General features: G+C 65.1%; 24 protein-coding genes and 1 riboswitch. Of the genes, 6 read left to right on the top strand and 18 right to left on the bottom strand.

The window, feature by feature from the left end; genetic code table 11:
* Window positions 1–56 precede the first annotated feature (56 nt).
* Both CUR21_RS10885 and CUR21_RS10890 read right to left on the bottom strand, forming a co-directional pair.
* Window positions 57–977: a tyrosine recombinase XerC gene (locus tag CUR21_RS10885; RefSeq protein ID WP_100197060.1), complete on the bottom strand. Its 921-nt coding sequence runs from the start codon at window positions 975–977 to the stop codon at window positions 57–59.
* On the bottom strand, window positions 974–1,666 hold the full coding sequence (locus CUR21_RS10890; protein ID WP_100197061.1) for a DUF484 family protein: 693 nt from the start codon (window positions 1,664–1,666) through the stop codon (window positions 974–976). Before CUR21_RS10890 ends, CUR21_RS10885 begins: the two co-directional genes overlap by 4 nt.
* A 162-nt stretch (window positions 1,667–1,828) precedes the next feature.
* Here CUR21_RS10890 and CUR21_RS10895 point away from each other — a divergent pair, with 162 nt between their 5' ends.
* Complete coding sequence (locus CUR21_RS10895) at window positions 1,829–2,680, top strand: asparaginase domain-containing protein (RefSeq protein ID WP_232622759.1); 852 nt, start codon at window positions 1,829–1,831, stop codon at window positions 2,678–2,680.
* On the opposite strand, the gene fsa is transcribed toward CUR21_RS10895, so the two are convergent.
* Window positions 2,681–3,334, bottom strand: coding sequence for a fructose-6-phosphate aldolase (gene fsa / locus CUR21_RS10900; RefSeq protein ID WP_100197062.1), 654 nt, complete (start codon window positions 3,332–3,334; stop codon window positions 2,681–2,683).
* 76 nt (window positions 3,335–3,410) lie between these two features.
* On the opposite strand from fsa, the gene CUR21_RS10905 reads away from it, so the two are divergent.
* The gene (locus tag CUR21_RS10905; RefSeq protein ID WP_100197063.1) at window positions 3,411–5,624 is read left to right on the top strand and encodes a primosomal protein N'; all 2,214 of its coding nucleotides are present in this window, start codon (window positions 3,411–3,413) and stop codon (window positions 5,622–5,624) included.
* A gap of 151 nt (window positions 5,625–5,775) precedes the next feature.
* Here the strand turns inward: CUR21_RS10905 and ileS are convergent, their stop codons facing one another.
* A complete protein-coding gene (ileS, locus tag CUR21_RS10910) occupies window positions 5,776–8,718 on the bottom strand; it encodes an isoleucine--tRNA ligase (RefSeq protein WP_100197064.1) in 2,943 nt (980 codons plus the stop codon).
* Window positions 8,719–9,008: 290 nt separating this feature from the next.
* Here ileS and CUR21_RS10915 point away from each other — a divergent pair, with 290 nt between their 5' ends.
* Complete coding sequence (locus tag CUR21_RS10915) at window positions 9,009–9,386, top strand: DUF2237 family protein (protein ID WP_100197065.1); 378 nt, start codon at window positions 9,009–9,011, stop codon at window positions 9,384–9,386.
* A 16-nt stretch (window positions 9,387–9,402) separates the two neighbouring features.
* Complete coding sequence (locus CUR21_RS10920) at window positions 9,403–9,801, top strand: group III truncated hemoglobin (RefSeq protein ID WP_100197066.1); 399 nt, start codon at window positions 9,403–9,405, stop codon at window positions 9,799–9,801.
* Here CUR21_RS10920 and CUR21_RS10925 read toward each other — a convergent pair.
* From CUR21_RS10925 to trpB, 4 genes are all read right to left on the bottom strand, one after another.
* Complete coding sequence (locus CUR21_RS10925; RefSeq protein WP_100197067.1) at window positions 9,798–10,316, bottom strand: helix-turn-helix transcriptional regulator; 519 nt, start codon at window positions 10,314–10,316, stop codon at window positions 9,798–9,800. The two genes, CUR21_RS10920 and CUR21_RS10925, sit on opposite strands and share 4 nt — an antisense overlap.
* A gap of 24 nt (window positions 10,317–10,340) precedes the next feature.
* Complete coding sequence (locus CUR21_RS10930; protein ID WP_100197068.1) at window positions 10,341–10,775, bottom strand: hypothetical protein; 435 nt, start codon at window positions 10,773–10,775, stop codon at window positions 10,341–10,343.
* Window positions 10,776–10,883: 108 nt separating this feature from the next.
* Entirely contained in the window at window positions 10,884–11,390 is a 507-nt protein-coding gene (locus CUR21_RS10935) for a PepSY domain-containing protein (protein ID WP_157791995.1), read from the bottom strand.
* 239 nt (window positions 11,391–11,629) lie between these two features.
* Complete coding sequence (gene trpB / locus CUR21_RS10940; protein ID WP_100197070.1) at window positions 11,630–12,862, bottom strand: tryptophan synthase subunit beta; 1,233 nt, start codon at window positions 12,860–12,862, stop codon at window positions 11,630–11,632.
* A 181-nt stretch (window positions 12,863–13,043) separates the two neighbouring features.
* Between trpB and CUR21_RS10945 the strand changes: the two genes are divergently transcribed.
* On the top strand, window positions 13,044–13,823 hold the full coding sequence (locus tag CUR21_RS10945; RefSeq protein WP_100197071.1) for a DUF4394 domain-containing protein: 780 nt from the start codon (window positions 13,044–13,046) through the stop codon (window positions 13,821–13,823).
* 93 nt (window positions 13,824–13,916) lie between these two features.
* On the opposite strand, the gene CUR21_RS10950 is transcribed toward CUR21_RS10945, so the two are convergent.
* The 8 genes from CUR21_RS10950 to aroA form a co-directional block, all read right to left on the bottom strand.
* On the bottom strand, window positions 13,917–14,579 hold the full coding sequence (locus tag CUR21_RS10950; protein WP_100197072.1) for a phosphoribosylanthranilate isomerase: 663 nt from the start codon (window positions 14,577–14,579) through the stop codon (window positions 13,917–13,919).
* A 5-nt stretch (window positions 14,580–14,584) separates the two neighbouring features.
* Window positions 14,585–14,944: a lipopolysaccharide assembly protein LapA domain-containing protein gene (locus CUR21_RS10955; RefSeq protein ID WP_369802519.1), complete on the bottom strand. Its 360-nt coding sequence runs from the start codon at window positions 14,942–14,944 to the stop codon at window positions 14,585–14,587.
* 100 nt (window positions 14,945–15,044) lie between these two features.
* Window positions 15,045–15,329 carry an integration host factor subunit beta gene (gene ihfB / locus CUR21_RS10960; RefSeq protein ID WP_100197073.1) on the bottom strand — a complete coding sequence of 95 codons (285 nt, stop codon included), beginning with the start codon at window positions 15,327–15,329 and terminating at the stop codon, window positions 15,045–15,047.
* 187 nt (window positions 15,330–15,516) lie between these two features.
* Window positions 15,517–17,259, bottom strand: coding sequence for a 30S ribosomal protein S1 (gene rpsA, locus CUR21_RS10965; RefSeq protein WP_255413787.1), 1,743 nt, complete (start codon window positions 17,257–17,259; stop codon window positions 15,517–15,519).
* Between the two features lie 105 nt (window positions 17,260–17,364).
* Window positions 17,365–18,348 (bottom strand): hypothetical protein, encoded by a 984-nt coding sequence (locus tag CUR21_RS10970; RefSeq protein ID WP_100197075.1) that lies wholly within the window; start codon window positions 18,346–18,348, stop codon window positions 17,365–17,367.
* A gap of 163 nt (window positions 18,349–18,511) precedes the next feature.
* Complete coding sequence (locus CUR21_RS10975) at window positions 18,512–19,144, bottom strand: NAD(P)H-dependent oxidoreductase (protein ID WP_100197076.1); 633 nt, start codon at window positions 19,142–19,144, stop codon at window positions 18,512–18,514.
* A gap of 154 nt (window positions 19,145–19,298) precedes the next feature.
* On the bottom strand, window positions 19,299–19,901 hold the full coding sequence (locus CUR21_RS10980; RefSeq protein WP_100197077.1) for a d(CMP) kinase: 603 nt from the start codon (window positions 19,899–19,901) through the stop codon (window positions 19,299–19,301).
* 160 nt (window positions 19,902–20,061) lie between these two features.
* The gene (aroA, locus tag CUR21_RS10985; RefSeq protein ID WP_100197504.1) at window positions 20,062–21,423 is read right to left on the bottom strand and encodes a 3-phosphoshikimate 1-carboxyvinyltransferase; all 1,362 of its coding nucleotides are present in this window, start codon (window positions 21,421–21,423) and stop codon (window positions 20,062–20,064) included.
* 170 nt (window positions 21,424–21,593) lie between these two features.
* Between aroA and CUR21_RS10990 the strand changes: the two genes are divergently transcribed.
* Window positions 21,594–22,586 (top strand): MBL fold metallo-hydrolase, encoded by a 993-nt coding sequence (locus CUR21_RS10990; RefSeq protein WP_232622760.1) that lies wholly within the window; start codon window positions 21,594–21,596, stop codon window positions 22,584–22,586.
* On the opposite strand, the gene CUR21_RS10995 is transcribed toward CUR21_RS10990, so the two are convergent.
* Together CUR21_RS10995 and metK are read right to left on the bottom strand one after the other, a co-directional pair.
* Window positions 22,583–23,278 carry a tRNA (guanosine(46)-N(7))-methyltransferase TrmB gene (locus CUR21_RS10995; protein WP_100197079.1) on the bottom strand — a complete coding sequence of 232 codons (696 nt, stop codon included), beginning with the start codon at window positions 23,276–23,278 and terminating at the stop codon, window positions 22,583–22,585. The two genes, CUR21_RS10990 and CUR21_RS10995, sit on opposite strands and share 4 nt — an antisense overlap.
* Before the next feature lie 123 nt (window positions 23,279–23,401).
* The gene (metK, locus tag CUR21_RS11000) at window positions 23,402–24,568 is read right to left on the bottom strand and encodes a methionine adenosyltransferase (RefSeq protein WP_100197080.1); all 1,167 of its coding nucleotides are present in this window, start codon (window positions 24,566–24,568) and stop codon (window positions 23,402–23,404) included.
* 8 nt (window positions 24,569–24,576) lie between these two features.
* Window positions 24,577–24,626, bottom strand: a riboswitch (SAM-SAH riboswitch).
* Window positions 24,627–24,652: the final 26 nt, after the last annotated feature.

A 24,652-nucleotide genomic window follows, 5' to 3' on the forward strand; every position in this document is an offset into this window, starting at 1 on the left:
TTTGATGGCGCAAAGCGCGGTCGGGCGCAACCGCTCAGGCGCTCCTTGCACAAAGTTCAGGCACGCGGATGTGCCTTTTCATACACGTCCATCAGGCGCGCGGCATCGACCGCCGTGTAAACCTGCGTGGTCGACAGCGAGGCGTGGCCCAACAATTCCTGAATCGCCCGCAAGTCGCCGCCCGCGGCCAGCAGATGGGTGGCAAAGCTGTGGCGCATGGCATGTGGGGTGGCGGTCGCGGGCAGGCCCAACTGCATCCGCGCCCGCTCGACCACGGCCGAGATCAGGCGCGGGTTCAGTGGCCCGCCCCGCGCGCCCCGGAACAACGGCTGATCCGCCTCCAGTGGGAACGGGCACAGCCGCACATAATCGGCCACCGCCGCGCGTGTCACCGGCAGCACCGGCACCAGCCGAATCTTGTTGCCCTTGCCGGTGATGCGCAACACCTCTGGCAGCGGATGCGCCGCCCCCGTCAGGGCCAAGGCTTCAGAAATCCGCAAGCCGCAGCCATACAGCAACGTCACCACCGCCCGGTCACGCGCGCCCACCCAATCTTCCCGCGCCTGTTCACCCACAGCCGCGATCATGTCCTGCGCGCCCTCCACGCTCAGCGGGCGCGGCAACTTGCGCTTGAACCGCGGCGCGCGCGCCGACAGCACCGTTGTCGCATCGGCCCCCGCGCGATCCGCCACCCAAGCGGTGAAATTCTTCACCGAACTCAGCGCCCGCGCCAGCGACCGCGCCGACAGCCCCCGCGCGCGCTCATGCGCCATCCACGCCCGCAAATCGCCTTGCGGCAGATGCCCCAGATCCGCCAACCCCTCGGTGCCGCCACGATGCCGCGCGAGAAATTCCAGATATCCCGTCACATCGCGCAGATAGGCGGTCACCGTATTGCGCGCCGCCCCATGCACACCCGAAAGCTGCTGGCTCCAACTCTCCAGCGCCGCGCGCACCTGAGGAGACAGCGTCGTCATGCCAGCCAGCGCCGCATGGTCCGCTCGAACACGCCTGCGAAAAACGCCAGCAGATCGGTGCCATGCGTCGGCTTGAACTGATGCGGGTCCTCGGCCCCCAGCACCAGCATGCCCGGCAGCCGCCCCTTGCCGAAATCCAGCTTCAACAGCGCTTCCGACCGAATCCAGCCCGCGCTTTCGCCATAAATCATGTCCGAGGCCGGAATGGTCTGGCGCAGCGTCACCGGACGCAAAGGCACGTTGCGCCCGCCCGACAGGTATTCCCCCACGAACCCCGGCCCGGCCACGAACAGCACCTCGCCCAGCTTGCGCAAGGCCGGGTCTTCGGCATCCTGCACCGATTCCAGCACCAAGCGCACACTGTCCACCCGCAAGGTCGCCGCCACATCCGTGGCAAGATTTTTCAGGAAATCCTCAAAGCTCAGCGGGTCCAGCATCTGCATGATCGCCCGGTGCACCTGATTGGTGCCCGCCAGATTCTCATAGGCCGCCGCGATCACCGTGCGATGCGTGTCTTCCAGCCGGTCCAGACGGTTTGACAACCGCTCCATCGCGATCCCGCGCAGGTCCACCACATTGCTGCCCATCGCGCGTTCGTTCGCGCCGATCAGCGCGGCCATCAGATCGCGGTCCTCGAGAATCGTCTCGGGCTCCGCAATCAGGCGGTCGCGCAGGTCTTGTTCGATCATCGTCTCTCTGCCCGGTTCTTCTTGGTGATTTGTCTGCGATCATAGCAAAAAGCGTCCCGCATGGGGAAGGTCTTGTGCCGCCGCCTTTGGCTGGGTGTCGCATTCCGCCGCCCCGCTGTATCTGTTATGTCGCTTTGGCAATGCGCGGAAGGGGGCACAGTCTTGGCGGAAATTCTGATCCTTTACACCGGCGGCACCATCGGCATGGTCCCCGGCCCCGAAGGCCTGCATCCCGGCGCGGGCGTTCTGGAAACCGCCCTTGCCACGCTCACGCCGACCGGCACACAGACAACGGTCGAGACATTCTCGCCCTTGATCGACAGTGCCAATATCCGCCCGGCCGACTGGAACCACATGCTCGACCGGATCGCGGCATGGCAAGGCACGGCGGTGATCATCGTGCATGGCACCGACACCATGGCCTATACCGGCGCCGCCCTCTCCGCCGCGCTGGCAACGCCCCGCCTGCCCGTCATCCTTTGCGGCGCCATGGCACCGCTGAACACGGGCGGCGATGCAGAGGCAAACCTTTCCCTCGCGCTCGCCTCGGCCCAGACAGCGCCCCCCGGTGTCTGGCTCGCCTTTGCCGGCAAGCTCCTGCCCGGTGCGGGGCTGGTCAAGCAAGACAGCCACAGCGCCGACGCCTTCCGCAGCACAGCCCAGACCCCGCAGCCCGCCGCTGCCGCGCGCTTTGCGCCGCGTCGGCTGGCCATCCTGTCGCTTTCCCCCGGCCTGCCCGCCCCAGCCCTCGCCGCCGCCTTGGCCGAACTCGACGGCGCCGTTTTGCGCGTCTTTGGTGCGGGCACCATGATGCAAGACCCCGCCCTCATCGCGGCCTTGCGCAACGCCACTGCCGCAGGCTGCCGCCTGCGTGCGGTCAGCCAATGCGAAAACGGCGGGCTGATGCCCGCCGCCTATGCGGCCGGGGCCGCGCTCTGGTCTGCCGGAGTGGAAAACGGCGGCCATGAGACGGCCGAACTCGCGCTCGCCCGCCTGTGGCTGTCACTCTCCTGATCAGATGATCTTCTGACCGGTCTTGGCCCAGTCTTTCATGAACTGATCCAAGCCCTTGTCGGTCAGCACATGGCCCGCCATCGCCTTGATCACCGAAGGCGGCGCCGTCATCACATCGGCCCCAATCAGCGCGCATTGCGTGACATGGTTGGCGGTGCGGATCGACGCGGCCAGAATCTGCGTGTCAAAACCGTAGTTGTCATAGATCTGACGGATGTCGCCGATCAGTTCCAGCCCGTCCAGGTTGATGTCATCCAGACGCCCGATGAAGGGGCTGATGAAGGTCGCCCCCGCCTTGGCTGCCAGCAGCGCCTGATTTGCGCTGAAGCACAGGGTCACGTTCACCATGAAGCCTTCGCTCGAAAGCACCTTGCAGGTCTTCAATCCGTCCCAGGTCAGCGGCACCTTGACGGCGATGTTCTCGGCGATCTCGGCCAGCTTGCGGCCTTCGGCGATCATGTCATCGGCCTTGAGCGCCACGACTTCGGCCGACACCGGGCCCGAAACGATGCCGCAGATCTCTTTGGTCACTTCCAGAATGTCCCGGCCGGACTTCAGGATCAGCGAGGGGTTGGTGGTCACACCATCCACCATGCCAAGGTCGTTCAACTCGGCAATCGCCTCGACATCGGCGGTGTCTACGAAAAATCTCATGGGGCGCGTCCTTCGATGGGTTGCGAGGGGTTCACCGGGGGTTTACCCCATCAGCACACAGAACGAAAGACAGCGGATGGCGCCTACAGTCACAGATCGGACCTTTGCCGCAGGCGAGACGGTGGGCGTGCTGATCACCGAGTCGCTGGGCCGCTCGGGTCTGGGCCTGCTGGATTACCGCGCGCCCGAGGGCGGCTGCGGGTCGGGCGATTTTGTCGAGGTGCCGCTTGGCCCGCGCAAGGTGCTTGGCGTGGTCTGGGGCGCGGGCGAAGGCAGCTATGACGCCGCCAAGCTGCGCAGCATTGCCCGCGTGCTTGACGCGCGCCCGATGCGGGCCGAGTTGCGCGCCTTTCTCGCCCGCGCTGCCGATTACACCCTGACCCCCCTGCCCGCGATGCTGCGCTTGGCCACCCGCGCCCCGGGGCTGATGTCGGGGGCGGCGACCCGCCGGGTCTATCGCCTTGCCGGGCCGGTGCCGAACCAGCTTACCGATGCGCGCTTTCGAGTGATCGAGGCCTTGCGCGATTACGGCGGCGCATCGGTCACGCTGTCAGAACTGACGGAAGCCGCAGGCTGCACCGCTTCGGTGGTCAAGGGCTTGGTCGCCAAAGGCGTGCTGGCCGAAGAAGACGCCCCCAAGGACACGCCCTATCCGCCCCTGAATGCCCGCACCGAAGGGCGGCTCGCAGGCGATCAGATCACCGCCGGGGATGCGCTGGTGGCGGCGGTGGACAGGGGGGACTATTCCTGCACCCTCCTCAAAGGCGTGACCGGATCGGGCAAGACGGAAGTCTACCTCGAAGCCGTCGCCGAATGCCTGCGCCAAGGACGTCAGGCGCTGGTGCTGTTGCCCGAAATCGCGCTGACCGCCGATTTCCTGACGCGCGTGCAGGCCCGCTTTGGCGCCCGCCCCGCCGAATGGCATTCCGGCGTGACAATGACCGAGCGCCGCCGCCTGTGGCGCATGGTGGCCGAAGGCGGCGCCAGCTTCGTGGTGGGCGCGCGCTCTGCCCTGTTCCTGCCCTTTCAGGATCTTGGCCTGATCGTGGTGGATGAGGAACACGACACCTCCTACAAACAGGAAGAAGGCGTGCTGTACAACGCGCGCGATATGGCGGTGCTGCGCGGGGCGATTGCGGGCTGCCCGGTGGTGCTGGCCTCGGCCACGCCCTCGCTGGAAAGCTGGGCCAATGCGGACGCCGGGAAATATCAGCGCGTGGATCTGGGCGCCCGCTATGGCGCGGCGGAAATGCCCCGGATGCAGGCAATCGACATGCGGGCGGAAACGCTCAGCCCCGATCGCTTCGTCTCCCCCAGCCTCGCCGCCGCCGTCACCGCGCGCGTGGCCAAGGGGGAACAGGCGCTCTTGTTCCTCAATCGGCGTGGCTATGCGCCGATCACGCTGTGCCGCGCCTGCGGCCATCAGGTCGGCTGCGATGACTGTGATGCCCGCATGGTCGAACACCGCTTTCTCAAGCGCCTCGTGTGCCATCAATGCGGCGCCACCAAACCCGTGCCCACCGCCTGCCCTGCCTGCAAGGTGGAAGGCAAGATGGCCGCCGTCGGCCCCGGAGTGGAACGCTTGGCCGAGGAGGTCACCGCCCGCTTCCCCGAGGCGCGGGTGGCCGTGCTGTCCTCCGACCTGTTCGGCTCCGCCCGCGCGCTGAAAGCGCAGATCGAGACCATCGCCGCGGGCGGCGCCGACATCATCATCGGCACGCAGATCGTCGCCAAAGGCCACAACTTCCCCCTGCTCACCCTCGTCGGCGTCATCGACGCCGACCTCGGGTTGCAGGGGTCAGACCTGCGGGCGGCCGAGCGCACCTTTCAACTAATGCGGCAGGTGGCCGGACGCGCAGGACGGGCAGAGTTGCGGGGCACCGCGCTGCTGCAAACCCACCAGCCCGATCACCCGGTGATCCGCGCCATTCTGGGCGGGGATGAAGAAGCCTTCTGGAAAGCCGAAGCCGCCGAGCGCCAATCCGCAGGCGTGCCCCCTTATGGCCGGATGGCGGGAATCATCCTCTCCGGCCCCGATGTGGCACAGGTCTTTGACATCGGCGCCGAACTCGCGCGCCTCGACGCTCCCTTGCGCCGGATCGGCGCGCAGGTCTTTGGCCCGGCCCCCGCCCCCATCGCCCGGGTGCGCGGCCGCCACCGCGTCCGTCTTCTGGTGAAGGCCGACAAGGGCACCGCCTTGCAAGCGGCGCTGAGTGAATGGGTGGCCCAGATCAAGCTGCCCAATACCCTACGCCTCGCCATCGACATCGACCCGCAGAGCTTTTACTGACCCACCCTTGCGCCGAGTGCCACCCGCGGACGCCTCCGGCGGGAGTATTTCAGAAAGGTGCAAATGACAAAGCGCGCGCCCGATTTGCACCTTTTCCAAATACTCCCCCGCCGGAGGCGTCCGACGGGGACGCAGCGGCGAGGGGGCAGGATCAGCCCAGAACGGTATCGCAGCGCTTGCAAACGCCCGGATGCCTGTGGGTGCCGACATCCGGAAGGATCTGCCAGCAGCGCTGGCATTTCTGTCCTTCGGCCTGCGCAAAGACTACGGCGACACCCGGCACGTCTGGCAGGGTAAAGGCCCCCGCAGGTGCCGATCCGTGCTCGAGCGCGAGCGCCGAGGTGATGGCCACCTGCGCCAGATCCACCCGGTCGAGCGCAGCCTGCACGGCCGGCGCCTCAACATGCACCGTGGGGGCGGCTTCCAGCGAGGAACCGATCACCTTGGCGGTGCGCTGCACCTCGAGGGCGGCGGTGACCACACGGCGCACCTGCCGGACCTGCGCCCATTTTGCGCCAAGCGCCTCGTTGCGCCAAGCCGCCGGGGTCTCGGGAATATCGGTCAGGTGAACCGAAGACTCGTCGCCCGGGAAACGCTCGAGCCAGACCTCTTCCATCGTGAACACCAGGATCGGTGCGAGCCAAGTGGTCAGGCGGTGATAGAGCAGATCCAGCACCGTGCGCGCGGCGCGGCGGGTCACGGCTTCGGGCGCGTCACAATAGAGCGTGTCCTTGATCACGTCGAAATAGAAGGCCGACAGATCGGTGGTCGCGAAGGTAAAGACCTTCTGGAACACGCCTTGGAAATCATAGGCGGCATAGCCTGCCCGCACCTCGGCATCGAGTTCCGCCAGACGGTGCAGCACCCATTGCTCCAGCTCTGGCATCTCTGCCACCGGCAGGCGCTCGGCCTCGGTGAAGCCGTGCAGCGCGCCCAGCATGTAGCGCATGGTGTTGCGCAAGCGGCGGTAGCTGTCGGCCACGCCCTTCAGAATTTCCTTCCCGATCCGCAGGTCCACCGTGTAGTCGGACTGCGCCACCCAAAGCCGCAGGATATCGGCGCCGTATTCGTCGATCACCTGTTGCGGGGCCACGGTATTGCCCAGCGACTTGGACATCTTCATGCCCTTCTCATCCAGCGTGAAGCCATGGGTCAGCACGCCGCGATAGGGGGCGCGGCCCTTGGTGCCACAGGCTTGCAGCATGGACGAATGGAACCAGCCACGGTGCTGATCGGTTCCTTCGAGATAAAGATCGGCGATCCCGTCCTCGGCCCCATCGGCGCGGTCGCGCAGCACGAAAGCATGGGTGGAGCCGGAATCGAACCAGACATCCAGCACATCGAACACCTGATCATAGTCAGCCGGATCGACCAGCCCTTCCAGCATCCGCTCTTTGAAGCCCTCCACATACCAGACATCCGCGCCTTCGGCCTCGAAGGCGGCGGTGATGCGGGCATTCACTTCGGCGTTGCGCAGCAGGAAATCGGGCGCATCGGGGCGCGCGCCTTTCTTGACGAAACAGGTCAGTGGCACACCCCAGGCACGCTGACGCGACAGCACCCAATCGGGGCGCGCCGAGATCATCGAATGCAGCCGGTTGCGCCCGGTTTGCGGGGTCCAGGTCACCAGCTCGGAGATCGAGGTGAGCGCGCGCGCGCGGATCGTGTCGCCATGCGCGCCCATGCCATCCTCCAGCGGCTTGTCGATGGCGACAAACCACTGCGGGGTGTTGCGATAGATCACCGGCGCTTTCGACCGCCAGGAATGCGGGTAGCTGTGCTTGAGCTTGCCCTTGGCAAAAAGCGCCCCGGCCCCGGCCAAGGCCTTGATGTTGGACACGTTCGCCGGGCCTTCCTTGCCATCGGGCAGGATGATGTGCTGGCCTGCGAACAGCGGCAGATCGGCGCGATAGCTGCCATCGGCCTCGACGTTATAGGTCATCTTCAGGCCGAACTTGACGCCCATCTGGTAGTCGTCATCGCCATGGCTGGGCGCGGTATGCACAAAGCCGGTGCCCGCGTCATCGGTGACATGCTCGCCCGGCAGCATCGGCACATCGTAATCCCACTCGCCCGCACCGCCTTCGATGCCGCGATAGGGGTGGGCGCAGATCAGTGCCGCCAGATCATCGGCCGACACGTCGCACAACCGGCGCAGCATATCAGGCCCTGCCAGCTTGGCTTGGGCAAACACCGCCTCAGCCAGCTTGTCGGCCAAGATCACGCGCTGACCGATGGTCGCGGTGCTTTCGGCAGGGCGACCGATCACCTCATAAAGGCCATAGCCGATGCCGGGGCCAAAGCTGATCGCGCGGTTCTGCGGGATGGTCCAAGGCGTGGTGGTCCAGATCACCACATCGGTCGGCGTCTTGGTGAACAGCGCATCGCCTGCGACCACCCGGAAGCGCACCCAGACCTGATGGCTGGTATGGTCATGATATTCCACCTCGGCCTCGGCCAAAGCGGTTTTCTCCACCGGCGACCACATCACGGGTTTCGACCCCTGATAGAGCGCGCCGTTCATCACGAACTTCATGAACTCATCCGCGATCACCGCCTCGGCGTGGTAATCCATGGTGAGATAAGGCTTGTCCCATTTGCCGGTGATGCCAAGGCGCTTGAACTCGGCGCGCTGTACGTCGATCCAGCCTTCGGCGAACTTGCGGCATTCCTGACGGAAATCGACGATGTTCACCTCGTCCTTGTCCAAGCCCTTGGCGCGGTATTGTTCTTCGATCTTCCACTCGATCGGCAGACCATGACAATCCCAGCCCGGCACATAGCGGGCATCCTTGCCCATCATCTGCTGGCTGCGCACCACCATATCCTTCAGCACCTTGTTCAGCGCGTGCCCGATGTGCAGGTGCCCGTTCGCATAAGGAGGGCCATCATGCAGCACGAACGGCGCGCGCGCGCGGCCCGTCTCGCGCAGGCGGTCATAGACTCCCAGCCGCTCCCAGCGGGCCAGCCAGTCCGGCTCACGCGCAGGCAGTCCGGCGCGCATCGCAAAGCTCGTTTCCGGCAGGAACACCGTATCGCGGTAATCGGGCGCGGTGGTGTCAGGGGCAGAAGTATTGGTGGTGTCGGCGCACATCGGCGAATTCCTTGGAAGGGGGTATGGAGTCAGCGGCCCCATCGGGCCGCGCGCAAGGCAGAACGCATCCCGGACGCTTCAACGAAACCGTCAAAACGCCGGGCGACTAATTCGCGCTATGATCCGGGTCATCCACATGAGGCGCCTTATACGCGGCAGAATGTCGGTGGTCCAGATCACCCTGCGCAGTTGTGCTCCATCCAAGGTCAACGCCGGGCCGCCCAAGACCAAAGCGCCACTGGACCCTGCGCCGCGCGCGGCCTATCCTTGGCCCAAGCAAGGGGACGCGCATGAAAGAACCATCCGTAAATGTGCTGGGCGGCAGGTTGGAGCCGTGCTCGACCGATCCCGTCACCGGATTTTTCCGCAACGGCTGCTGCGACACCGGCCCGATGGACCGGGGGCTGCACACGGTGTGCGCGGTGATGACGGCCGAGTTCCTCGCGTTTTCCAAATACCTCGGCAATGATCTCTCCACGCCGCGCCCCGAATATGGCTTTGCGGGGCTCAAGCCCGGGGATCGCTGGTGCCTTTGCGCGGGCCGCTTTTTGCAGGCGCATGAAGAAGGTGCCGCGCCTCAGGTTCATCTGAACGCCACCCATCAGATCACCCTTCAGGTGGTCCCGCTGGAGGTGCTTGCCCAATACGCGGCCCCCGCGCCGCGCTGATCCGCACCAGCGCCGCATGATCCCGCCCCGCTTTCCGATCACCGCCGATCAGATCAACGCCACGCTGGCCGAGTTTTACGCCTGCGTGCGCGCCCATCCCGGCCTTGGCCCTGTCTTTGCCCGCCATGTCACCGACTGGCCCGCGCATGAAGAAAAGATCGCCCGCTTCTGGCGCAACGCGATCTTGTTCGAGCGCAGCTATGACGGCAACCCCATGGCCGTGCATATGGCGGCAGGCGATGTGCGGGCGCCGATGTTCGGCGTGTGGCTGGGCCTCTTCGATTCGGTCCTGCGCCGCACCCTGCCCGAGCAGACCGCCGCCGCTTGGTCGGCGCTTGCGCATCGCATCGGGCGCGGGATGCACATCGCCATTCAGGATCGTGACACGCCCACAGGCCCGCCCCGGCTTGGCTAGGCCGCGTCCGGGGCTTTGGCCGCCTGCCGCACCGCGCCATCGTCCCGCATCAGATCCTCGATGAACAGGCTCAGCAACTGCGGCCGCCCCGTCACCCCGGCCTTGCGGTAGATCGCATTGGTCTGCGCCTTGATCGTGCCTTCACTGGTGCCGCGCAAACCTGCGATCTCGGCCGTGCTCATGCCCTTGATCGAGAACAACGCCACATCGCGCTCTGCGGGGGTCAGGCCCCAATCGTCAAACCGTTCGGAAAGTAGGTCCATGAACGCGCCGGAAGCCCGCCGCAGCCGCGCCTCGGCCCGCGCCCGGTCGCGGAAACTGCGCCGCAGCACCAGTGCGCCCAAGATCAGGCCCAAGATCAGCCCCAAGGCCGCGCCGATCTCCAGCAATTCGCGCAATTCCCACGCCAGCGGCGTGCTGCGCAGCCCCAAAAGCGAAGACAGGATGTCCGAGACAAAGAAAAACGCGCACAGGGCCTGCACCACGAACAGCGCAAGGATCGCAACCCGCCGCATCACCCGCGCTCCTCAGCGGCAGGATCAATCGTCATCATCCGACCCACCGCCCTTGCCGCTGTTGTCCTCGCCGTCGCTCCCGCCAGAGCTGTCGTCGTCGTCCTCGTCTTCCTCTTCGTCCTCGTCATCGTCTCCGCCGCGCCCCCGGCCCCGGCCCCGACCGCTGTCATCCGCCTCGGCGTCACGGATCAGCCCGCCACTGCGGCCGCCGCCCGAGGCAGGGATCCACAGATCGCGCAAAATCTCGCCCGTGCGCGGGTTCAGGATGATCTCGCGCCGTCCGGTTCCGCTGTCGGCCAGTATGCGGGTGCGACCCAACAGGGTGCGCTCCACCTGAATCGCGCCAAAGCCCTGATCCTGCAACTGTTCCAGCACATGTTCGGTAAAGTCTTTCGCAAAGGCAGGATGCCCCATCAAGGCCACCGCCAAAACAAGCCCCAAAAGGCTGCGACGCTGCATAACTTCCTTTCCGGCCAGCACAGGCGCGGCTTCGTTGCGCAAAGGCACTATCCTACAAGGCGGATGCCCCGGCAAGAGCGGGGCATCCCTTCCGCATGGCGCGCGCGGTCAATCCTCCCCGTCGCGGTCATCATCATCATCGTCACGGTCATCGTCATCATCGTCACGGTCATCATCGTCACCGTCATCATCATCGTCACGGTCATCATCGTCACGGTCATCGTCGTCCCGGTCGCCACCGCGGTCATCTCCCGGCGCGTCATCGCTGCCCCGGCCCCGGCGCCCGTTGTCATCGTCATCCTCCGAAGCGGAACCGCCCCGCACGAAATCACGGTTGCGGTCGCGGATGCTCACGCCGGGCGTGGTGGTCTCCCCCGGCCGCACCGTCTCTTGCTCGCGCTTGAGCACCGCGCCAGTAGCGCGGTCCAGCACCAGTTCCAGTTTTTCGGTGCCACGGATCGCCTCTACCTTCATCTGCGACAGGCCCCGCTTCACTTCGACGCGCGAATAGCCCGCCGCCTGCAAATCCGCGATCGCCTGTTCGGCGGTCAGGGCAAAGCCCGTCCCCGCTGGCAGCATCAACCCCAGCACCAGCACACCAACCTTCAGTGTCATGATCTTTCTCCGAATGCGGCCCGTCCCAAGGTCGCCCTTGATCCGGCCTTCATCGCTCCCATCGGCGACAGGCTCAGCAAAACGCAGGCCGCGGCCCGCTGCCATGCACCGGCGGTTTAATCCGGCCCGCCTCGGCCTCTGGTTTGCGCGCCTAAACCAAGGTTTATGGCCCTTGCGCAAAGAAAACCCCCGCCAGCAGGACGCGGGCGCGGGCAAAGGCCATCCGGCAGAGCGAAAGCTCAGACCTTCATGTCAAATCCCAGATGCTTGGCCACCGTGAAGATGTCCTTGTCGCCACGGCCACACATGTTCATCACGATGATATGGTCTTTCGGCAAGGTCGGCGCGATCTTCATCACATGGGCAAGCGCATGGCTCGGCTCCAGCGCAGGGATGATTCCCTCCAGCTTGCACGACAGTTGAAACGCCTCCAGCGCCTCGGCATCGGTGATGCTCACATATTCCGCGCGGCCCACGTCATGCAGCCAAGCGTGTTCCGGCCCGATCCCCGGATAATCAAGCCCCGCGCTGATGCTGAAGCCTTCCAGAATCTGCCCGTCCTCGTCCTGAAGCAGATAGGTGCGGTTGCCATGCAGCACGCCCGGACGACCGCCGGTCAGGCTGGCGCAATGCTGCATCCGGTCATCCACACCCTTGCCGCCTGCTTCAACGCCGATGATCTTCACCGAAGGATCGTCAAGGAAGGGATGGAACAGCCCCATTGCATTCGACCCGCCGCCAATCGCCGCGATGATGGTGTCGGGCAGCCGCCCTTCGCCTTCCTGCTCGGCCAGCTGCCAGCGCACTTCCTTGCCGATGATCGACTGGAAATCGCGCACCATCGCCGGATAGGGCGCAGGCCCGGCCACCGTGCCGATGCAATAAAAGGTGTCGCGCACATTCGTCACCCAGTCGCGCAGCGCATCGTTCATCGCATCCTTCAGCGTGCCGCGCCCCGATGTCACCGGCACCACCTCGGCCCCCAAAAGCCGCATGCGGAACACGTTCGGCGCTTGGCGCTCCACATCATGCGCGCCCATATAGACCACGCATTTCAGCCCGAACTTGGCGCAGACAGTCGCGGTGGCCACCCCATGCTGCCCGGCCCCGGTCTCGGCGATGATCCGCGTCTTGCCCATGCGCCGCGCCAGAATGATCTGCCCCAGCACATTGTTGATCTTATGCGCGCCCGTGTGGTTCAGCTCGTCGCGCTTCAGATAGATCTTGGCCCCGCCCAGATGCTGGGTCAGCCGCTCGGCATAATACAAGGGCGACGGGCGCCCCACATAATGCTTCCACAGATCATCCATCTCGGCCCAGAACGCCGGGTCGGTCTTGGCGAACTCATAGCGCTCTTCCAGCTCAAGGATCAGCGGCATCAGCGTTTCCGAGACAAAGCGCCCGCCAAAGATGCCAAAACGCCCGGCCTCATCTGGCCCGGTCATAAAGCTGTTGATTCCGTCCTCGGCCATGGTCCGCCTCCTGATATGTCTGCGATTACCTAGCGCGCCCATGCCACGCGGTAAAGCCGCGCCACAGCTTCGTCATAACGGTTTCGTTATCACCCGGGCTGAAACTCGAGGTGGCTGGCAAACGTATCCATTGCGCATCGGCCGCTAAGGCCATGATTTTTGTATAAGATGGAGTGACACCATGACGCGTATTCTTGCAACTCTTCTCGCCACAGCCGCATTCACCGCGCCCGCTTTCGCGCAAACCGCTCTGGGCCTTGCTGGCGACAAGACGCTGGTGATGATCGACCCCGCCACCGCTGCCGTGACCGGCACTGTCGAGGTGCAAGGCGTCAACAAGCTGCACGGGATCGATTATCGTCCCGGCACCATGACCGTCATCGGTGTCACCGATGAACAGGCCATCGTCACCATCGATCCGATGACCGGCGAAACCACGCCGCTGTCCACCATGAACACCAAGATGGAAATCGCCGATGGCGCTCCGGTCATCGTCGACGTGAATCCGGCGGCAGATCGGCTGCGCTTCATGTCGGGCACCACCAACCACCGCATCAACATGGACACCGGCGAAGTCACGGTGGACGGCGACCTTGCGTGGGAGGCCGGTGATGCGAATGCCAATGCAGGCCTGATGGTCGGCGCGACCGCCTATAGCAACAGCTTCGGCAAACCCGAAAACACCGCGATGTATAACATCGACACTGGGCTTTCGGGCCTGCTGCAACAGACCGCCCCGAACGATGGCACCAATGCCAGCATCGGCATGCTGGGCGCCACGGTCGAAGGCCCGGTCGCCTTCGACATCGCCACCACCGAAGACGGCACCAACACGGCATGGCTGGTCGCCAATGGCGCCCTGCACACAGTGGACCTCGCCACCGGCGCCGTGACCCAGTCGTGGGACATCACCGGCACCGAAGAGGTGCTGCGCGACCTGACGATCCTGCCCGCTATGTAAGCCCCCCGGGTCGGCATCGCTTCAGTGAGAAAGGGGGGCGCAAGCCCCCCTTTCTTGTTGCTGCGGCACCCGCTGGTGCCAAGCCCCACAGGTTCAGCGCAAAATGGGCACGGCTGGCGCGCGTGTCGCCGCCACAAAGGCCGCGATCTTCGCCGCATCCTTCACCCCCGGCGACAGCTCCACCCCCGAGGACACGTCAACCTGACGCGCATTCGTCAGCCGGATGGCCTCCGCCACATTCCCGGCGGTCAGCCCGCCTGCCAACATCCACGGCCGCAACCAGCGCCGCTGCGCCACCAGCCGCCAGTCGAACGACAGGCCATTGCCTCCGGGCAGAGCGGCCGTCTTCGGGGGTTTGGCATCCACCAGAATCTGATCCGCCGCCAAAGAATATTCCAGCACCGCCGCAAGATCGCCCTCATCCGCCACGCCGACCGCCTTCATCACCGGCAAGCCATAGCGCGCGCGCACCTCGGCCACACGCTCGGGCGACTCGTGCCCATGTAATTGCAGCATATCCAAAGGCATCGCCTCGATGATCGCGTCCAGCGCCGCATCATCGGCATCCACCACCAGCGCCACCTTGGCCAAGCCCACCGGGGCCGCCAAGGCCAGCGCGCGCGCCTGCGCAAGGGTCACATGGCGCGGGCTTTTGGGAAAGAACACAAAGCCCGCATAGGCCGCCCCTGCCGCCGCCACGGCAGCCACATCCGCCACGGTCCGCAGACCGCAGATCTTGACCCTGATCTCTGCCATGCCCGTCAGCCCGCCTTGCGCTGATCCAGCAAGGCCAGCACATCATCCTGCGCTTCGGGCTTGGTGTCGCGCATCACGGCCAATTCCCGCTCCAGCTTGGAAACCTCACGCGCCTTGGTGGACGCATAAGCACGGTGCTTGTGCTCGCGGAACCATTCCCAGACGAAACCGATCAACACCCCGGCCAGAATGCTGGCAAAGATCACCACGTAAAGCGGCAGATCCACCTGCCAGCCAAAGCCCGAAAACGTCGCCAGATCGTCCGGCAAGGCCCGCAGCGTCACCACGCCCCGGTTGGCCAAGGCCAAGGTCAACAGGCTGATGGCCAGCACAGCCAAAAGCACATAGCGCAGATAACGGATCATCAAACCACTCCCGGAAACTCAGTCCCGAATATCGGCGCTGGAGGCGTCAGGTGCAAGTCCTGTCGGCCCCTGCCCTGCCCAAGCCTTCCGCTTTGGCCCTTCAGCTCTTGCCGTTCAGCCGATCGCGCAACAGCTTGCCGGTCTTGAAGAAGGGCACCTTCTTGTCCTCAACCTCGACCGCCTCCCCGGTGCGCGGGTTGCGCCCGGTGCGTGCGTCGCGCGACTTGACCGAAAAGGCCCCAAAGCCGCGCAACTCCACCCGATCCCCCTTGGCCAGCGCCTCGATGATCTCTTCGAACACCGTGTTCACGATGCGCTCGACATGGCGTTGTGTCAGATGCGGGTTCTCATCCGCGATTTTCTGGATCAGTTCCGAACGGATCATCCGAAGTGTCCCCCCTGCGATCGGTCCGCGATCTGCCTGCGCAAATGCCGCCGCCGCTGTGATTATTCTGCACCGACTATAGGCAAATAATTCGGCGCCACACAAACGAAAAGGCTGGAATCCCCGTAAGATACAAAAAGGCCCCGCCTTTCGGCGGGGCCTTTCCTCAACAATCGAGGCCAAAGCCTCAGTTCTTGTCGCCTTTCAGTGCCGCGCCAAGGATATCGCCCAGCGATGCACCCGAATCGGACGAGCCATACTGCTCAACCGCTTCTTTCTCTTCGGCGATCTCGCGTGCCTTGATCGACAGGCCCATGCGACGGGTCTTGGCGTCGATATTGGTCACGCGCACGTCAACCTTGTCGCCCACCGAGAACCGCTCGGGGCGCTGGTCGCCACGGTCGCGGCTCAGGTCGCTGCGGCGGATGAACGACTTAGCGCCGTTGTATTCCACCTCGACGCCGCCCTCTTCGATCGCGGTCACTTCAACCGTGATCACCGAGCCGCGCTTCACGCCATCCACCGCATCGGTGAAGGTGTCTTCGCCCAAAGCCTTGATCGACAGTGAGATACGCTCTTTCTCGACGTCAACTTCCGAAACGGCGGCCTTGACGGTGTCGCCCTTGCGATAGTTGGCAATCGCGTCTTCGCCGCGCTGATCCCACGACAGGTCGGACAGGTGAACCATGCCGTCGATGTCGTTTTCCAGACCGATGAACAGACCGAATTCGGTGATGTTCTTGACTTCGCCTTCGATGGTCGAACCCACCGGGTTGTTCTCGGCGAACACTTCCCACGGGTTGCGCTGGGTCTGCTTGAGCCCCAAGGACACGCGGCGCTTGGCGGAGTCGATCTCCAGCACCATGACGTCCACTTCCTGGCTGGTCGAAACGATCTTGCCGGGGTGCACGTTCTTCTTGGTCCACGACATTTCCGACACGTGAACCAGACCTTCGACACCGGCTTCCAGCTCGACGAATGCGCCGTAATCGGTGATGTTGGTCACGCGGCCCTTGTGGACCGAACCCAGCGGATAGGCGCGCTCGACAGCATCCCACGGATCTTCTTGCAGCTGCTTCATGCCCAAGGAAATACGGTGGGTTTCCTTGTTGATCTTGATGACCTGCACCTTGACAGTCTCACCAATGGCAAGGATTTCCGACGGGTGGTTGACGCGACGCCAAGCCATGTCGGTCACGTGCAGCAGGCCGTCAACGCCGCCCAGATCCACGAACGCACCGTATTCGGTGATGTTCTTGACCACGCCATCCACGGTCTGACCTTCGGTCAGGTTGCCGATGACTTCGGCGCGCTGTTCGGCACGCGATTCTTCCAGAATGGCGCGACGCGACACAACGATGTTGCCACGGCGACGGTCCATCTTCAGAATCTGGAACGGCTGCTTCAAGCCCATCAGCGGGCCAGCGTCACGCACCGGGCGCACGTCAACCTGGCTGCCGGGCAGGAAGGCCACAGCGCCACCCAGATCCACGGTAAAGCCACCTTTGACACGGCCAAAGATCGCGCCATCGACGCGGGTTTCGGCGGCATAGGCCTTTTCCAGACGGTCCCAAGCTTCTTCGCGCTTGGCTTTCTCACGGCTGATCTGGGCTTCCCCGCGCGCATTCTCCACGCGGTCCAGATAAACCTCGACTTCGTCGCCGACGTTGATGTCGGGCTGCTCGCCGGGGTTTGCGAATTCTTTCAGATCGATGCGGCCTTCCATCTTGTAGCCGACGTCGATGATGGCTTGGCCTGCTTCAATCGCGATGACCTTGCCTTTGACAACCGAACCTTCTTCGGGGGTGTCAATCTCGAAGCTCTCTTTCAGAAGGGCTTCAAAGTCTTCCATGGTAGCTTTAGCGCACATATGCAGTTTGTCCTTTTTCGTGGTTTTCTGGCCATGCGGTTGGCTCCGCCGGTCTTTGATCGCCCCGCTGACCCGACCACAGCCCGCAAAACCGGGCCAGAGATCTCTGGCAGGATGGGGGGCCTATAGCGCCAGAACGCAACAAGAGCAAGCCAAAGCGCGCGTTCAAGCGCCCTTCGCCTCAATCCCCAATCGCGCGGGCGGGAAGCCGGCGGCGGTGAAAATCGCCTCCACCTTGGTGGCAAAATCCGGCGCCCCCAGATTCACGCAGTTGCGCACGAAATACCAATACAAAAACCGCTCATACTCCGGCACCGGCGGCGCCAAGGCCCGCGCAAGGGCGGCGGCAAAGGCCTCTGGCCGCCGCAGCGTGTGCGCCACATGGTGAAAGTCCGACGGCCCGCACAGGATCGCGGGCTTGCGCTGCAAAAAGCCTTCAAGCGCACAGGCCGAATTCACGCTGACCGTCGCCACCGAGGCCGCGATGATGTCATGCACATTGGCCGTGGTCGGCGTCAGCGCCAGCCCCTCGGCCAAAGCCTCTGCAATCACCGCTGCATCATGATCGGGCGCCAGAGGGTGCGGCTTGACCAGCACCTGCCGCCCCCCGGCCCCTTGCGCCACCGCGCGCAGCATCTCCCGCCCCGTCAGATAGGCCAGCCCGTTCTGCTCTGGCTGGCTTCCCTGCAAAAACACCGCAATCGCGCCGGGGGCAAAGCGCGCCTCGGCCTCCTCTTGCGCACGCCGCGACCGCCGCTGCAACGTATAGCGCCCCCGCATCCGCTCGAAAAACCCGGCAGCCGCCCGCGCGGGCACCTCCGCCGGGTCGAACACCCGCCCAGCGATGCTGCTCTCGGCCTGCATCCCCAGCGGGTCCAGATGCCAGAAGGGCGGCAGATAGGCGATGGAGGCGTTCAGAACCCCCGCCCCCCGCGCCCGCCCGGAGTCGATGATGTGCAGATCTCCATCGTCATAGGCCGCCGTTTCCCCCGCCTGAAACAGACGCGCGCGCCGATCCGCCACCGCGATCCGCGCGCCCAAAGGCGCGAACACCGCCTCGATCCGCGCAAACAGCCGCAGATGCCGCGTCTCGCGCCAATTCTCCAGATGCCGCGCGGGCAGATGAAAAACGATACCCGCCTGCGTCATGCCACCGCCCTCTTGTCGCTGTGGCAAGATCCGCCATCACCGCGCGCCCTGCAAGACCGATCCCACAGGCCGCACGCCCCCGAAACAGGCGCGCAGGCCCCATGAAAAAGGGTGCGGCCCCCATGGATGCCGCACCCTCTCACAATACGGGGGACCAAAGGCCTCAGGCGACCTCCGAGACCAGCTCCGCCATCGGCTTGCGCACCTTCTTCATGCCCAAAAGCCAGTCGCCGTCCGCCGCGCGATAGCCCAGCGGCAACAGCGTGACAGAGCGCAAACCGCGCGCGCGCAGACCCAGAATCTCATCCACCTTGGCCGGGTCGAACCCTTCCATCGGGGTGGAATCCACCTCTTCAAAAGCCGCCGCCGTCAGCCCGATGCCAAAGGCGATATAGGCCTGACGCGCCGCATGTTCGAAGTTCACCTCGGCGTCGCGCGCCAGCACCATGGTCTTGAGATTGTCGTAATAGCCCGAAACGGCCTCACGCGGAATGCCACGCTCTTCCACCAACTGGTCCACCACCGCGTCAATCCGCGCTTCGGTGTAGTTATCCCATGCCGCGAAGACCAGCACATGGCTGCCATCGGTCACCTGCGCCTGCCCAAAGGCGACCTCGCGCAGCTGCGCCTTGACCTCTGGATTGGTGACCACGATCACCTCGAACGGCTGCAACCCGCTCGAGGTCGGGGCCAGCTGGATGGCCTCCAGAATACGGTCCACCTTGTCTTGGTCGACAGGTTTGGACGGGTCCATTTTCTTGGTGGCATAGCGCCAGTTCAGTTTCTCGTGCAGCATGATGATCCGCCTTGTGCTGTGCGATCCGGGACCCGGATCGGCTCGATTGCGTCATGCCTGCATGTAAGCGAGCGACAGCCGGAACCAAAGTGCAGCGGCGCACAGGCTCTGTTCGATCCGGGCCAAACGCTCGGCAACTCAAAGGAAAAGCGGCTCAGCGCCCCAGTGTCTGCCGGACCAGCGCCACCGCCTCTGCGATGGCCTCCGCGCTGCTCAGCGCGCTGGTGTCGATCACCTGCGCGCCCTCGGCCGCGCGCAAGGGTGCATCGGCCCGCCCCATGTCGCGCGCATCCCGCTCCTGCACCTCAGCCAGCACATCGGCGAGACTGCGCGACGCCGCCGCGCCGCCCAACTCCAGCCAACGGCGCCGTGCCCGCACATCGGCGCTCGCGGTCACAAAAAGCTTCACCTCGGCCTCGGGGCAGATCACGGTGCCAATGTCGCGCCCGTCCAGCACCGCGCCGCCCGGACGCCGGGCAAAGCGGCGCTGAAACGCCAGCAGCGCCGCGCGCACCTCCGGGATCACGGCCACACGGCTGGCCGCTTGCCCCGCCTCCAGCGTGCGCAGATCATCGCGCGCCAGATCCTCGGGCGTAAGGCCTTGCGCGGCCTGCACCGGATCGCCGCCCTTGACCCCCACGGCGCGGTAAAGGGCACCAGTGTCCAGATGCGCAAAGCCAAAAGCCTCGGCCACCGCCCGGCTGATGGTGCCCTTGCCCGCTGCCGCAGGCCCGTCAATCGCCACGGTAAAGATCATGCTCCAGCCTTCCTGTCTCAAAAACCCCAACGCCGCGCAGCCCCAAGGCGCCTCCGGCGGGAGTATTTAAGAAAGGTGCAAAGCCCAAGAGAGATCCCCGATTTGCACCTTTTTCAAATACTCCCGCCGGAGGCATCCGACCGCAGCCCGAGGCGCGGCCTTACAGGTTTTGCGCCGCGCCGCGCCGGATCGACGCCCCAAGGCCGTTCATCAGCCCTTCGAAGATCGGGAAGGATGTCACAATGGGCGAGGCATCATCGACCGAGATCGGCGCCTTGGAGGCCATGCCCGCCACAAGGAAGGACATGGCAATCCGGTGGTCCAGATGGGTGGCGCAGGTGGCGCCGCCCGGCATGCCGCCCGCCCCCAAGCCATGGACGATCAGCGTGTCCTCGTCTTCCTCGATCCGCACACCGCAGGCCTCCAGCCCGCGCGCCATCGCATCGATGCGGTCGGATTCCTTCACCCGCAACTCCTTGACGCCGCGCATCACCGTGCGCCCGCTGGCAAAGGCCGCGACCACCGACAGGATCGGGTATTCGTCGATCATGCTCGGCGCGCGCTCGGGCGGCACCTCAATTCCCTTCATATTGTCCGAAAACCGCACGCGCAGATCCGCCACCGGCTCGCCGCCTTCGGTGCGCGGGTTCTGGAACTCGATCTCCGCCCCCATTTCGGACAGCGTGAGATACAGCCCGTTGCGCGTCAGGTTCTGGCTCACCCCCGGCACCAGAATGTCGGAGCCTTCCACGATCAGCGCCGCACAGGTCGGAAACGCGGCCGAGCTTGGGTCGCGTGGCACCGCCACCGTTTGCGGGCGCAATTCCGGGCGACCTTGCAGCGTGATGACATGGCCTTCGCTGGTCTTTTCCACCGAAAGCTCAGCGCCAAAGCCCAAGAGCATCCGCTCCGAATGGTCGCGCGTCGGCTCGCGCTCGATCACCACCGTCTCACCCGGTGCGTTCAGACCCGCCAAGAGCACCGCCGATTTCACCTGCGCCGAGGCCACGGGCAGCGCATAGCGCACCGGCACCGGATTCGCCGCACCCACCACCGTCATCGGCAAGCGCCCGCCCTTGCGGCCATAGGCCTCTGCCCCGAACAGGCTCAGCGGATCGGTCACCCGCCCCATCGGGCGCTTGCGCAAGGAGGCATCTCCCGTGAAGGTCGCCGTCATCGCCGTGGTGGCCATCGTGCCCATGATCAGCCGCACGCCGGTGCCCGAATTGCCGCAATCGATCACATCGGCGGGTTCCGAAAACCCGCCCACGCCCACGCCATGCACCGACCATGCCCCCGGGCCGTGCTGTGTCACCTCTGCCCCGAAGGCGCGCATCGCGCGGGCGGTGTCCAGCACATCCTGCCCTTCCAGCAGCCCGGTGATCCGGGTCTCGCCCACCGCCATCGCGCCAAAGATCAGCGCCCGGTGTGAAATCGACTTGTCGCCCGGCACCGCGGCGGTGCCCTTCAGCGGTCCGCTTTTCGCAGAGGTCATCGGTTGCGCATCGCCATGGCCGGACATCATCTTCTCCCGAATGTGAACGCCCGCCTGATAGCGCAAGCAGGGACTGCGGTCCATGGGGGGTTGATGTGCGCGCGCCATGCCGCATATCGACGGCCATGCACCGTCGCACCATTCTCAAAGGAACCGCCCTTCTCGCCGCCCTCGGGGTCGGCGGGGGCGCTGCTGCCATGGCCCTCACGTCACCTCGCAACCGCTATTACAGCGGCCCGGTCTCGGATCACTTTGACGGGGTGAGGTTTTTCAACCCCGGCGGCACCGCCCCGCGCGGGTTTTCCGACCTGTTGAAATGGCAATTCGGCGGCACCCGCCAAAGCTGGCCCGAACAGGTGCCCGTCACCCCGGCGCGCCCTGCCGCGCAGGTGGCAGACATGACCATCACCATGGTCGGCCATGCCAGCCTGCTGATTCAGATGGCGGGCCTGAACCTGCTCACCGATCCGGTCTGGTCCGACCGCGCGAGCCCCCTCGCCTTTGCCGGGCCCAAACGGGTGGCGGCCCCCGGCATCGCCTTTGCCGATCTGCCGCGCATCGATGCGGTGCTGATCAGCCACAATCACTACGATCATCTGGATCTGGCCACCCTCGCCAGCCTGCACGCCGCCCATGCGCCGCAGATCCTCACGCCGCTGGGCAATGATGCGATCATCCGCGACGCCCTGCCCGAGGCCCGGATCACCACGCGCGACTGGGGCCAATCGGCCCCGCTCGGCCCGCTGACCCTGCATTTCGAGCCCTGCCATCATTGGTCGGCGCGCGGCACGCGCGACCGCTCCATGGCCCTTTGGGCCGCCTTTGTGATCGAAGGCCCCCCCGGCCGTGTGCTGCACATCGGCGACACCGGCTTTGACCAAGGCCGCCCTTACCGCGATCTCGCGGCAAAGCATGGGCCCATCCGCGCCGCCATCCTGCCGATCGGCGCCTATGAGCCGCGCTGGTTCATGCAAGGCCAGCATCAGAACCCCGCCGAAGCGGTCGAAGGTTTTGTGATGTCGGGTGCGGCCCATGCCATCGGCCACCATTGGGGCACGTTCCAGCTGACCGATGAGGCGCGGGACGCGCCGCTTCTGGCGCTCGACACAGCACTTGCGGCCAAGGGCATCGCGCCCGCGCGCTTTCGCCCCCTCGCCCCGGGTGAGGCTTGGGCGATTCCGCCGCTTTAGGCGGCGCGGCGGAAGGTCAGGTAATGCGGCGCGCGCCCCTCGCGCAGCGCCTTTTGCTCATAGCGGGTGGACAGCCAATCCTCCCATGCCCCGCCCTCTCCGGCCTGATGCTCCAGCACGAAGCCCGCGTGTGGCACCTCTTCCAGCGTCTGGCGCACATAATCGGGGATATCCGTCGCCACCCGGAACTCGGCCCCCGGCTTCATCACGCGGGCCAGCAGCGCCAGATAGCCCGGCGTCACAAAGCGGCGGCGGTGGTGGCGCGCCTTGGGCCAAGGGTCGGGATAGTTCAGGAAAACCTTGTCCACACTGGCCGCAGGCAGCACATCGAACAGATCGCGCACATCCCCCGGATGGATCGCCAGATTGCGCACCCCCGCCGCGCGGATCTTGCCCAAAAGCATGGCAACCCCGTTCACAAAGGGCTCGCAGCCGATGATCCCCACCTCCGGGTAACGTGCGGCCATATGCACCAGATGCTCGCCGCCGCCAAAGCCCACCTCCACCCACAAGGGGCGGGCGCCGGGAAACACCGCCAGATCCAGCGGCGCGCGGCTTGGGTTGTCCTCGACCGTCACCCCCGGCAGTCGCAGGGTTTCCAGATCATGGGCCAGATAGTCCTTCTGGCTCGCGCGCAGCGTCTTGCCATGCACCCGGCCATAGAAATTGCGGCGTTCTGTCTGGTCTGACATGCGGCTTCATCCTGTTTGCGAACTCTGGCGCGCCTAGTGTCAGGCCGGACCCCTGCGGTCAAGACATAGCCGGCCCGCAAACTTCCGCCCGCGCCAAACCCTGCCCGGCGCGGGCGGCTTGGCTCACACCGCCTTCTTCAAGGCCTCGACCAGATCGGTCCGCTCCCAGCTAAAGCCGCCATCGGCCTCGGGCGCGCGCCCGAAATGGCCATAGGCGCTGGTGCGGGCGTAGATCGGGCGGTTCAGGTTCAAATGGGTGCGGATGCCGCGCGGGGTCAGATCCATGCAGGCCGCAACAGCGCGTTCGATCTGCGCCGCGTCCACTTCACCAGTGCCATGAGTATCCACATAGATCGACAGCGGCTCGGCCACGCCAATCGCATAAGACACCTGCAGCGTGCAGCGATCGGCCAACCCCGCCGCCACCACGTTCTTGGCCAGATAGCGCGCGGCATAGGCCGCCGAACGGTCCACCTTTGTCGGGTCCTTGCCCGAGAAAGCACCGCCCCCATGCGGCGCCGCCCCGCCATAGGTGTCCACAATGATCTTGCGCCCGGTCAGGCCCGCATCGCCATCCGGCCCGCCAATCACGAAAATGCCCGTGGGGTTCACATGCCATTTCGTGGCCTCGGTCAGCCAGCCTTCGGGCAGCACCTGCCGGATATACGGCTCCACGATCGCGCGGATATCGTCTGAGGTCTGGGTCTCCAGCGCGTGCTGCGTCGACAGCACGATCGAGGTCACCTCCACCGGCTTGCCATCCTCATAGCGCAAGGACAGCTGCGATTTCGCATCCGGCCCCAGCGTCGGCTGCTCGCCCGATTTGCGCACTTCCGCCAGACGCCGCAGGATCGCCTGCGCATATTGCAACGGCGCGGGCATCAACTCGGGCGTCTCGCGGCAGGCATAGCCGAACATGATCCCCTGATCACCGGCGCCATCCTTGTCCACACCTTGCGCGATATGCGCCGACTGGCCGTGCAGATAATTGTGCACCGACAAGGTGTTCCAGTGGAACTTGTCCTGCTCGTAACCGATGTCCTTCACACAATCGCGCACGATGCCTTCGACCCGCTCCAGCATGGCATCGGTCGCGGCCTTGCTCGACAACCCCACCTCACCGCCCACCACCACGCGATTGGTGGTGGCAAAGGTTTCACAGGCAACGCGCGCATTGGGCTCTTCCGTCAGAAAGGCATCCAGCACCGCATCCGAGACCCGGTCACAGACCTTGTCAGGATGCCCCTCGGAAACCGATTCCGAGGTGAAAACATAGTTCTTGCGGCTCATTGGGGTCGTGCTCCATTTGTGTGATCCCTGCCACGCCAGGAAGCCGTTGTGACAGTTCAGCCCCGCACCTAGAGCCTGCGCCCC

Origin of the sequence: Pseudorhodobacter sp. MZDSW-24AT (assembly GCF_002794355.1) — a bacterium.
In the GTDB taxonomy this organism is placed as follows: domain Bacteria; phylum Pseudomonadota; class Alphaproteobacteria; order Rhodobacterales; family Rhodobacteraceae; genus Pseudotabrizicola.